This is a genomic window from Leptospira ognonensis, assembly GCF_004770745.1.
In the GTDB taxonomy this organism is placed as follows: Bacteria; Spirochaetota; Leptospiria; order Leptospirales; family Leptospiraceae; genus Leptospira_A; species Leptospira_A ognonensis.
Genome location: NZ_RQGD01000009.1, coordinates 69361 through 79605 on the forward strand (window position 1 = coordinate 69361; position 10245 = coordinate 79605).

10 protein-coding genes and 1 pseudogene are annotated in these 10245 nt (G+C 41.3%); 5 read left to right on the forward strand and 6 right to left on the reverse strand.

Annotation, left to right across the window (positions count from 1 at the left end; genetic code table 11):
- Positions 1-15: 15 nt before the first annotated feature.
- From EHQ58_RS02420 to clpA, 3 genes are read left to right on the forward strand one after another with little or no spacing between them, the layout of a single operon-like run.
- Positions 16-1185: a GNAT family N-acetyltransferase gene (locus tag EHQ58_RS02420; protein ID WP_135621746.1), complete on the forward strand. Its 1170-nt coding sequence runs from the start codon at positions 16-18 to the stop codon at positions 1183-1185.
- 8 nt (positions 1186-1193) lie between these two features.
- Positions 1194-1535 (forward strand): ATP-dependent Clp protease adapter ClpS, encoded by a 342-nt coding sequence (gene clpS, locus EHQ58_RS02425; RefSeq protein WP_135621747.1) that lies wholly within the window; start codon positions 1194-1196, stop codon positions 1533-1535.
- Positions 1532-3787, forward strand: a complete 2256-nt coding sequence (gene clpA, locus EHQ58_RS02430; RefSeq protein WP_135621748.1) for an ATP-dependent Clp protease ATP-binding subunit ClpA — start codon at positions 1532-1534, stop codon at positions 3785-3787. Before clpS ends, clpA begins: the two co-directional genes overlap by 4 nt.
- Before the next feature lie 6 nt (positions 3788-3793).
- Here clpA and EHQ58_RS02435 read toward each other — a convergent pair whose 3' ends face one another.
- Both EHQ58_RS02435 and EHQ58_RS02440 read right to left on the reverse strand, forming a co-directional pair.
- Positions 3794-4321, reverse strand: coding sequence for a hypothetical protein (locus tag EHQ58_RS02435; protein WP_135621749.1), 528 nt, complete (start codon positions 4319-4321; stop codon positions 3794-3796).
- Positions 4321-4782, reverse strand: coding sequence for a RidA family protein (locus EHQ58_RS02440; protein ID WP_135621750.1), 462 nt, complete (start codon positions 4780-4782; stop codon positions 4321-4323). The genes EHQ58_RS02435 and EHQ58_RS02440 overlap by 1 nt, the downstream gene beginning before the upstream one ends.
- Before the next feature lie 149 nt (positions 4783-4931).
- Here EHQ58_RS02440 and EHQ58_RS02445 point away from each other — a divergent pair, with 149 nt between their 5' ends.
- Together EHQ58_RS02445 and EHQ58_RS02450 are read left to right on the forward strand one after the other, a co-directional pair.
- Positions 4932-5375, forward strand: coding sequence for an Hsp20/alpha crystallin family protein (locus tag EHQ58_RS02445; protein WP_135621751.1), 444 nt, complete (start codon positions 4932-4934; stop codon positions 5373-5375).
- Between the two features lie 11 nt (positions 5376-5386).
- Complete coding sequence (locus EHQ58_RS02450; RefSeq protein ID WP_135621752.1) at positions 5387-5761, forward strand: Hsp20/alpha crystallin family protein; 375 nt, start codon at positions 5387-5389, stop codon at positions 5759-5761.
- 36 nt (positions 5762-5797) lie between these two features.
- Here EHQ58_RS02450 and hisC read toward each other — a convergent pair whose 3' ends face one another.
- The 4 genes and pseudogenes from hisC to EHQ58_RS18835 form a co-directional block, all read right to left on the reverse strand.
- The gene (hisC, locus tag EHQ58_RS02455) at positions 5798-6883 is read right to left on the reverse strand and encodes a histidinol-phosphate transaminase (protein WP_135621753.1); all 1086 of its coding nucleotides are present in this window, start codon (positions 6881-6883) and stop codon (positions 5798-5800) included.
- Positions 6884-6887: 4 nt separating this feature from the next.
- Positions 6888-8405 carry a 2-isopropylmalate synthase gene (locus EHQ58_RS02460; RefSeq protein WP_135621754.1) on the reverse strand — a complete coding sequence of 506 codons (1518 nt, stop codon included), beginning with the start codon at positions 8403-8405 and terminating at the stop codon, positions 6888-6890.
- 3 nt (positions 8406-8408) lie between these two features.
- On the reverse strand, positions 8409-9794 hold the full coding sequence (locus EHQ58_RS02465) for a hypothetical protein (protein WP_167883509.1): 1386 nt from the start codon (positions 9792-9794) through the stop codon (positions 8409-8411).
- A gap of 230 nt (positions 9795-10024) precedes the next feature.
- Positions 10025-10245, reverse strand: a pseudogene (locus EHQ58_RS18835) (hypothetical protein); the annotation flags it as partial.

Genomic DNA, 10245 nt, shown 5'->3' on the forward strand with positions numbered 1-10245 from the left:
AGTCTAAGATTCTAGATGACAATCTTGTCTGAAAATATTTCATCCCACGCTAGCTTTTTTGATTTTAAGCCCGAAAGTTGGAATGAACTGGTGCCCGAGGATTCTGTCTTCCAAGAGTGGGAATTTCTTTCCACTCTGGAACGGGCCAAATGCATAGGAGAAGGAGGGGATTGGGGCGTTCACATTTTAGCCTACACGGAACGCGATCAGCTTCTCGGCCTCTTTCCTTTTTACAAACGCATTGATTCCTACGGAGAATATATCTTTGATTTCCAATGGGCCAATGCCTTTCATCGGGCTGGCATTCCTTACTATCCAAAATTTACTGCCAGTGTCCCGTTTACTCCCGTTACAGGCGCAAGGATATTACTTTCACCAACTTTAAATGAGGAAAAGAAGTCTGAAGTTGCAACTTCGCTTTTGAAGTCATACATCGAGATTGGAGACAAGACGGGTGTATCCTCGGCTCACATTCTCTTTTGCAAGGAAGAGGAGCTTAATTATGGAAAGCAGGTGGGTTTTGTTCCAAGGGTCACTCACCAATACCACTGGATCAACAAAGGATATGATACCTTTGAAGATTATCTTTCTTGTCTGGTAAAGGACCGGAGAAAAACGATCCGCCAAGAAAGAAAAAAAATCGAAGCGAGTGGTCTAAACATCCAGACTCTCGTAGGTGATGCAATTGAAGACAAACATGCAGATACCTTTTATAATTTTTATGCTGATACCCATTCGCGAAAGTGGGGTCAGGCATACTTAAATAAAACATTCTTTAAACTCATCTTCCAAACCATGAAACATAGAATCCATTTGGTTCTAGCTTCCGATTCCGATGGAAATCCGATCGGAGGAAGTTTTAATTTTTATAGCGGTGATTATTTGTTCGGTCGTTATTGGGGCGCCACCTCCCACATTCCGAATTTGCATTTTGAATGCTGCTATTATCGGTTGATAGATTTTGCAATCCAACGGAAGATGAAGCGTGTAGAAGCTGGGGCGCAAGGGGAACACAAATTCCTTAGAGGTTATGAAGCGGTTCCTATGTATAGCCTCCATCATATTTATCATGAGTCTGGTAGTAAGGCGATCTATGATTATTTAGAAAGAGAGATCAAGATGGAAGAAGAAAATATCGCCAGTTATAATTCACATTCTCCATTAAAGGCTCTGAGAAAGGTATAGGCATATATATGGCGAATACGAAAAAAAATCCGGGAACCGACGACGGGGTTCTCACACTCGAAAAGCAAAAAATTAAGTTAAAAAAACCTAGCAGATATAAAGTCATTCTCATCAACGATGACTTTACTCCGCAGGAGTTTGTAGTTTGGGTGCTTGCCAATGTGTTTCGAAAAACTCTAGAAGAGTCTAGAAAGATCATGTGGACGGCGCATACAACAGGAACGGCAGTTTGTGGCGTTTATTCTTTAGATATCGCACAAACAAAAGTTACAGAAGTTCATAGATATGCAGAGGAAGCTGGTCATCCTCTTCAGTGTCAGTTGGCAAAAGAGGAGGACAGTGAATCATGAAATTATCACAAGACTTAGAGCAGTCACTAGAAAAAGCAAAACTTGAGGCAGAAAAATACCATCATGAGTTTATCACTCTTGAGCATTTGTTATATGGGCTAAGTTTCAATGAAAAGGTTAAAAATGTTTTATTAAATGTGGGCTGTGATTTAGAAACACTAAGGTCTGATCTCATTGCTTATTTCCAAGATGATCTATCAACGATTGCTGTTCCAGGAATAAAAATCCAACCAAAATATACTGTCGGTGTGCAGTATGTCATTCAGTTTGCCGCTTTCCATGTGGAGAATCACGGAAAGACAGAGATTGACGGTACGAATATTCTCGTAGCGCTCTTCAGGGAAGAAGAAAGCCAGGCATGTTATATTTTAGCCAAACAAGAAATCACACGGATCGATGTGTTAAAATTCATCTCCCATGGTACAAAAAAGCAGAAAGGCGGGGAAGAAGAAAAATTCACTGAGCAGGAAGAAGAAACGACGACTGAAGATTCGGGAAAATCAGCACTCGATAAATTCTGCATCCACCTAACAGAAAAGGCGCGAGAGGGAAAACTCGATCCTTGCATCGGGCGAGATTTTGAAATTGAAAGAACCATTCATATCCTCAGCCGACGCCGAAAAAATAATCCTATCTTCGTGGGGGAGGCAGGTGTAGGAAAAACTTCTATCGTGGAAGGCATTGCTCAGAGAATCATTGAGAAAAAAGTGCCAAAATCTCTTTATGATTTTGAAATCTATTCTCTTGATATGGGGCTTGTCATGGCAGGCACAAAGTTTCGCGGAGAGTTTGAAGAAAGACTCAAAGCCATTTTGGCCGAAGTCGTAGGATTTCCCAATAAGGTCGTTTTCATTGATGAAATTCACACGATTGTAGGCGCGGGTGCTGTGTCAGGTGGGAGTCTGGATGCTTCCAATTTGATGAAGCCAGCACTTGCCAATGGTGAGTTGAAATGCATTGGCACCACCACTTACAAGGAATACAAAGCGATATTTGAAAAGGACCATGCACTGGCACGTCGGTTTCAGAAAGTGGAAGTGGCTGAACCTAGCGCGGAAGATACGCTGAAAATCCTGAATGGGCTGAAAGTTAGGTATGAAGAGTTTCACGGCGTGAAATACAGCCCCAAGGCACTCAAGGCAGCTGTGGATTTATCGAACCAATACATCAAAGATAGACACCTTCCTGATAAAGCCATAGATCTCATGGATGAGGCGGGGGCACTCGTTAAGTTACGCGATGAAAGCAAAGAGACTGCCAAAAAAATTGTGAGCACCTCCGAGATTGAAGCCCTTGTTTCAAAAATTGCAAAAATCCCAGCAAAAACCGTAAAAACGGATGATAAGAAAAAATTATTAACTTTGGCCTCCGAGATGCAATCTGTGGTTTTCGGTCAAAACGACGCCATTACGCAAGTTGTGGATGCCATTCACTATTCTAGGTCAGGACTTGGCGAGGAAGCAAAACCCATCGGTTCCTTTTTGTTTGTGGGTCCCACTGGCGTTGGTAAGACAGAAGTCGCTAAAACCCTGGCATCCAAAATGGGAATCGAATTCCTTCGTTTTGATATGAGTGAATACATGGAAAAGCATTCTGTTTCGAGGCTGATTGGATCCCCACCGGGATATGTAGGTTATGACCAAGGCGGTCAGCTAACGGATGCCATAGCAAAAACTCCTCATTGTGTTCTCCTTCTGGACGAAATCGAAAAAGCCCATGAAGATATTTATAATATTTTACTCCAAGTTATGGACCATGCCACTCTCACAGACAGCACAGGTAAAAAAGCAGATTTCCGACAAGTGATCCTCATTCTCACGACCAATACAGGTGCGACCGAAAGGTCAAAACCATTGCTTGGGTTCGAGCCGAGTGAGTATGATGATCGGAGCATGAAAGCCATTGAACGTACCTTTACTCCTGAATTCAGAAACCGTTTAACGTCGGTTATTGAATTTAATTCCCTTCCTATAGACACTGTGCTCAAAATCGTGGACAGAATGTTTAACGAGCTAAAGGAAAAAGCAAAATCCAAAGGAGTTCAGATCACACTTAGCGAAGAAGCTCGGAAGTATCTAGCCGAGTCAGGGTATAGCAAAGAAATGGGTGCCAGACCGATCCAAAGGATCATTGATACCGAGATCGGCAAGCCACTCTCAAAAATGATTCTCTTCCACGAAGGAAATAAAACGGAATTAACGGTGAAAATTTCCAAAGATGAAAATGATCTTAGAAAAATTTTGATTGAGTGAAATGAGTTAACTCATTTCAAATCGCTTATCTTCGTCCTGAAAGGATAAATAGCCAAATAAGAAGGTTAGGCTACTGATTAGGACAAAAGCAAAAAAAGTCACTCGGTAATGGATCTCACTAGGATTTAAGAAGTCAAAAAAATATCGGGTAGGTTCTAGATACCCCCATAATAAAATGATGAGCATCATCAGCTGCGTAGAAAAGAACCAAATGCGGATCCATGAAGTCTTCCAAAAGCCGAGGAAAAAGAAGTTCAAAAGGCTAAGTAGAATGAAGAAAAAATTCCACTTGGGAGAGATATATACTGTTTCTGCCATATCAAAAAAAGTAACATCATACCGAAACCACGAAAAATTACAAAGCATAAGCTGAAGAAAGAGTAAGATAAAAAAAACTTTATCCAAAGGTGCTTTTTTATTCCAAAACGTAAAAATATAAATCGATCCAGATTTCGCCAAATGAACCCAGCCAAGAAGAATGATGGGAATACTTTGAATCGAAAAAAATAAATAATCAGCAATGGAACGAAACATCAATCTCTTACTTCAGCAACTAATTCAAGTTCTACGACGGCATCCAACGGAAGTGATGAGACACCAATGGCAAAACGTGCGTGTTTTCCTTGTTCGCCAAAAATTTGGATGAGTAGTTCTGAGGCACCATTTGCAACTAAATGTTGTTCTGTGAAGTTTGGATGAGAGGCCACATAGACTCCCATCTTCACTATCTTTTGTATATGGTCTAGGCTCGGAACTTGGAGTAAACAAGCTGCAAGTGCATTGAGACAAGCAATCCGTGCCTGCTCTCGTGCCTGGTCGAGTGTTGCGGATTCTCCCACTTTTCCTTTTGAGGCAAGACTACCGTCTTTTAAGGGGAGTTGTCCCGAGGTAAAAACGAGATTTCCAGAGCGAAAAGAGGGCAGATACAGCGCCACGGCGGCAGGAGTGGGTGGCAGAGCCAAGCCCAGGGAACGGAGAGTCTCTTCAGGTTTCATTCAAAATCAGTATTTTTTTTTCGAAAATTCTCGCAATTTCTAATTTTTTTTAGGTCAGAATCTATTTTTTCTTGACCTTTAGCAGTCTATGTTGTAGAGTGCCAGGTAGATTGGCACCAGGCAACAATGAGTGCCAAAGGAGCGAGAAGATGCTATTTCGAATTTTAGACAACCCAAGTAGACCAAATCCTTTCTGGAGGGATTTTGACCGGTTCAACGAAGAGATTACAAAGTCGATTTTGGACTCTCAATTTGGAAATCTGAGGAGTTTTCCTCCGGTAAATATCTTTTCAAAAGAGGACGAGGCTTTGGTTTCTGCACTATTGCCAGGAATGGAGATTGAGAACATTGATATTTCCGTAAAAGACAATTTACTCACCATTCATGGTAAAAAGAAGTCGGAAGATCTTTCTGAAGGAACAGAAATTCACAGACGAGAGATATTTTCAGGTGATTTCACGAGAACTGTTGAGCTTCCCTTCCGCGTGAACCAAGAAAAAGTTCAGGCAAAATATACAAACGGGGTTCTTAATATACTGCTTCCACGCCGTGAAGAGGACAAACCTAAAAAAATTACCATAAATTTTGAGTAAGGAGAATCATTATGAATACATTAACCACTGAGACAAAAGAATCACCAAAACAGACGGTAGAGAAAGTTTATTCGCCTAATGTCAATGTCTATGAAAATAAAGACAGTGTGACATTGGTTGTAGAAATGCCAGGAGTGGAACAATCCTCCATCAACTTAAATGTGGAAAAGGATACACTTTCTATAGAGGGAATCTTTAACTATGATAGTTCCTCTTTTGGTACGGCTAACAGCACTGAGTTTAGTGGAGGGAAATTCTCTAGAAAATTTACGATTGGAAAGTTAGTCGATGCTGAGAATGCCAGAGCCAAAATTAAAAACGGAATTTTGGAATTGACGCTACCAAAAGTAGAACCAAAAAAAACAAAAATAGAAATCCAATCTTAAGATTAAAACGTGAGCCTCTTCAGAAACTGAGGAGGCTCATTTTTTCATGATATTCTTGATTTCGGAAATTAGTTCTTCATTCTCCCTTTCAGATCCTATTGAGATACGAATATAGTCTTTGGCAAGGCCAGTCGAAAAATAACGAACAAGAATGTCTTTGGCTTTTAAGGTTTGATAGATAAACTCTGGTCCAAAATTTGTGGGAGGTTTGCAAAAAATAAAATTAGTATGACTGTCGGGTATGTAAAATCCAAGTTCTCGCAAAACTTTCGTTAACCTCTCTCGCTCAGAAATCACTAGGTTTATATTTTTTTGAAAATACTCCTCATCTTCCAAAGCAGTCAGTGCAATCTGCTGTTCCAGGAGTCCGACATTATACGAGTCTTTTAGCTTACTGATTTGTTGTATGATGTTCTTTTCACCCACTAAATAGCCCACTCGCAGACCCGCAAGAGAATAGGACTTGGAAAAGGTTCGTGAAACGACTAGATTCGGCAATGATTGTATTTGATCTATGAGACTTGCTTTTGCTGGTGCAAAATCGATATAGGCTTCATCGGATAAAACGATGCCGGGAAAGTTTTGTACGAAGCTCGTAAGATCCTTCTTTTCTTCTAGGATGCCCGTAGGAGCATTCGGGTGCGCGAAAGCAAATAGATCAGCTTTTGATTGCCTCAGAGCCTGAAAATCAAATTTAAGATTCGATAAAAGGGGAACCCGAAGGAAATTTATATCACACATCAATGATTCACATAACACAGGATAAAGAGAATACGTCGGATCGGGGACAAGCATCGTCGAGCCTGGACCAAGCACAGCTTGAAACAAAAGTCGTAAAGCCTCGTCGCTACCGTTTGTCACAAGAATTTGGTCCGGATGTACATCGAATTTCCTAGCGATCGATTCTCTTAAGTATTTTCCATTATAATTTGGGTACTTCCGTAAAAGCCCTTCTGTTAGAATCTGTTCGATTGTCTCAGCTATCTTTGGCGAGGGAGGATAAGGGTTTTCATTGGTATTGAGTTTAACGACTTTTTTACCGAGATTTGGCTGTTCTCCTGGTGTGTAGGGAACGATACCCTCTAACTCGCTACGTAGATACTTCGTTTTTTGCGATTCCATAAGCTTAGAGTCGATTTAAGGCATCAATATATGCCTTCGCACAGGCTTCGATGATATCCGTAGAATCACCTTTACCCACGACGCGTTTTCCTTCGTACTCGACTGTCACGGATGCTTCCGCCATGGCATCTGTTCCTTCGGTAACAGGTGAAATGACAAGTCGTGATAACAGTGGATAGATGCCTGTAATTTTATCTATGGATTTAAAAATGCTATCAACAGGACCATCTCCGGTAGCTTCGGCAGACTTGGTTTCCTTGCTCACTTTTAATGTAAGACGAGAAGTGGGAGTTTTGTTTGAGCCTGTTGCCTGCTCAAAACTCACCAGTTCAAAAGTACCATCTACCTGTGTCCTTCTTGTCTCTGACTGGAAAAGAGCAGAAATGTCTTCATCAAAAACTTCCTTTTTCTTATCGGCAATCTCAAGAAACCGTTGGTAGGCGTTGTCTAGCTCTTCTGGTTTTGGATCAAAACCCAAGCGGATGATTCGATCTTTAAATCCAGCACGACCAGAATGTCTTCCGAGAACCATACGGTTGGATTTGAGTCCCACAGATTCTGGGGTCATGATTTCATAGGTTTGTCTATTTTTGATGACACCATCTTGGTGGATGCCAGATTCATGGGCGAATGCATTGGCACCTACAATCGCTTTGTTCGGTTGAACTACCATTCCGGTAATCGTTTTCACTAAGTAGGACGCCCGAGTGATGAGAGAAGAATCAATTTTAGTTTCTACCCCAAATCTGTCTCTTCGGGTCCGAAGTGCCATGACCACTTCTTCCATGGCAGTGTTTCCCGCGCGTTCTCCAATGCCATTGACTGTACATTCGATTTGCCTTCCGCCTGCAAGAACGGTTGCAAGTGAGTTTGCAACAGCAAGCCCTAAGTCATTATGACAGTGGGCAGAAAAAATAACTTTATCTGCACCTTTCACTTTGGTTTTTAGAAATTGAAATAATTCGAAATACTCTTGAGGTGTCGTATAACCAACGGTATCTGGAATGTTGATGGTGGTTGCACCTTCTTGGATGACAGCCTCCACAAGTTCCCGCAGGAACTCCCATTCCGATCTTGTAGCATCTTCTGGAGAAAATTCCACATCCTCTACAAATCCTCTTGCCATCTTCACGGCTTCCCTTGCCATCTCCAAGACTTCTGCTGGTGTTTTTCCTAGCTTGTGTTTCATGTGGATGGGGGAAGAGGCTATGAATGTATGGATGCGTTTTCGTTTTGCTTCTTTAAGAGCATCTCTTGCGGATTCTAAATCGGCTCTTAGTGACCGAGCAAGAGCGCAGATGACAGGGCCTTCCACTTCACGAGCAATGCGGGAGACGGCAGCGAATTGGACGGGAGAGGAAACAGGAAATCCTGCCTCGATGATGTCGACATTCATTTTCGCAAGGTGCAAGGCAATTTCTACCTTTTCATCCTCACTCATGGCTGCACCAGGGCATTGTTCCCCGTCTCTCAGTGTGGTATCAAATATGCGTACGAAATCTTCCATCTCTTTCCAGATCATACTTTAGAAGTCCTTTGTCAAGGAGTTCGGCACCCAAATCCTTTCCCCTCGCTGAGGACAATGAGCCCGAACCTCGAATTGGTTTTTAAACGCTCCTGAAATCCAAAGATACGGGTTTCCCTCCGAGTCACAGGGAAGCGGTTGTAACTGGTTCTCGCTCCAAAATCGAAGTTTTTTTTCCGCGATATAGCTTGTCCAAAATCGTTTGTTAGGCTGCGATTGATGATAGGCAAGGATTCCTTCCCGATGAGTAGCAATTCGTTCAACCATTGTTTGTGTTATGCTAAGTGTAATAAAAAGTGAAAATGCGAGAAGGAGATAACTAAAAGCATAGTATATTTGATAGTTCGTGCACGAAAGTGAAGATGGCTTCAGAATCACAATCACTCCATAGAGCAGGAAACAATAAAGAGAAGGTACCAAATAGCGGATGGGAAAGGCATGCGGAAATGCATATCGACCGATGATCCCCAAAAAACAAAAGGACAAAATACCAAAAACAAGGAAGGAATTAGTCAATCTCATTTTCCTTTTTTTTAAAATCGATGCAAGAATGATACAAATACCGATTAGGTGAAATAGTAAACCCACTCTAGTAAAATAAAGTTTAAAGAAAATGTAGAAATAGGTGAGCGTATTAAGAAAGAATTCACCTAGTGAAGTGTTCGAAATGTTTTTGAGTAAGTTTAAAAAGCTGCTTGGGATGTGATAAAAGTGATTCAAATACTGGAGTAAAACTTCCGAGAAAAGTAGGATCAGAATGGATAAAATGATCCATCGATACATATCCTTGCGGTTTTTGTGAATAAAAATCAGAGAGAAAAAACAGAGAATAAGGAATCGATCTGAAAGATAGCCAAAGAATAAAATCGGAAGGCAAAGTGCAAAATAAGACATTCGACTGCTTTTGAAACGATAGAATGAAAGTGTTCCTAAAAATAGATAAATCGCGGAGGTATGATGCCCGCTGGTAAATAGATAAACGAATAAATTTAAACTCGACTCATGGAAATACGAAACAGAGATACTCACCAAGAGAAGAAGAAGGATGAGGTGGATCGCAAATCGCGCTTTATGTTTACCTAATTCTTGTTTGAGTAAAAAGTATGAACTCAGTAAGATGAGAGTTAGATTCAAAATCCCATATGTAGCAGGTAAGTATTTGAGTGAAACACAAAAGGAAAGCAAATACATGAGAAACATATCCGGAAAGGCATAGGTTGAGGGCGGAAAAAACCAATGAGAAATGTTTTCCGTTTTTAAATCCGTAACAAATAGAGGTAGATAGAGATTGTCTGGATGGTATAGGATCTCATAATAAATGGTCTGGGTGGCAAAATAGCCAACCATGGCAGTTCCAAGATAAAACAGAAAATGCGGGTACTTCAATTTCATGGAGAGGAACGTCGGCACTTTCTTAAAAAAAACCATTTCCATGAAATGAAAGTCAAATATATGTGAGCCAAGGAAAATTCCTCTTTTACTCCTTTAATTTTGCGGGCGGAAAGGATACGAGAGAGGCTGCGAAATTATATGCTGAGTCCTTTGGATGGGAAATCCTTAAGGAAAGCCCAGGTCATTCGGAACTTCGCATTGGACAGGGCGTACTCATTGTATTCTCAAGGCCAACCGCTGTTTGTCCTGTGACTCCAGGGATCAAGATAGGATACATAGGCTTCTGCAGAGGTGCTTCCTTCTAGTGTAAAAAAACTATCATTGTTTTCGAAAGGAAGTTTGCCGAGAGAAGTAGTAACAAGCGTTATTGTCCCTGGAGTCACAGGACAAACAGCGGTTGGCCTTGAGAATACAATGAGTACGCCCTGTCCAATGCGAAGTTCCG

Excerpts from the sequence above, each read along its gene's own strand:
- EHQ58_RS02445 (WP_135621751.1), top strand. The coding sequence starts at position 4,932 with ATGCTATTTCGAATTTTAGACAACCCAAGTAGACCAAATCCTTTCTGG.
- hisC (WP_135621753.1), bottom strand. The coding sequence starts at position 6,883 with ATGGAATCGCAAAAAACGAAGTATCTACGTAGCGAGTTAGAGGGTATC.
- EHQ58_RS02435 (WP_135621749.1), bottom strand. The coding sequence starts at position 4,321 with ATGTTTCGTTCCATTGCTGATTATTTATTTTTTTCGATTCAAAGTATT.
- clpA (WP_135621748.1), top strand. The coding sequence starts at position 1,532 with ATGAAATTATCACAAGACTTAGAGCAGTCACTAGAAAAAGCAAAACTT.
- EHQ58_RS02460 (WP_135621754.1), bottom strand. The coding sequence starts at position 8,405 with ATGATCTGGAAAGAGATGGAAGATTTCGTACGCATATTTGATACCACA.
- EHQ58_RS02440 (WP_135621750.1), bottom strand. The coding sequence starts at position 4,782 with ATGAAACCTGAAGAGACTCTCCGTTCCCTGGGCTTGGCTCTGCCACCC.
- clpS (WP_135621747.1), top strand. The coding sequence starts at position 1,194 with ATGGCGAATACGAAAAAAAATCCGGGAACCGACGACGGGGTTCTCACA.
- EHQ58_RS02450 (WP_135621752.1), top strand. The coding sequence starts at position 5,387 with ATGAATACATTAACCACTGAGACAAAAGAATCACCAAAACAGACGGTA.
- EHQ58_RS02420 (WP_135621746.1), top strand. The coding sequence starts at position 16 with ATGACAATCTTGTCTGAAAATATTTCATCCCACGCTAGCTTTTTTGAT.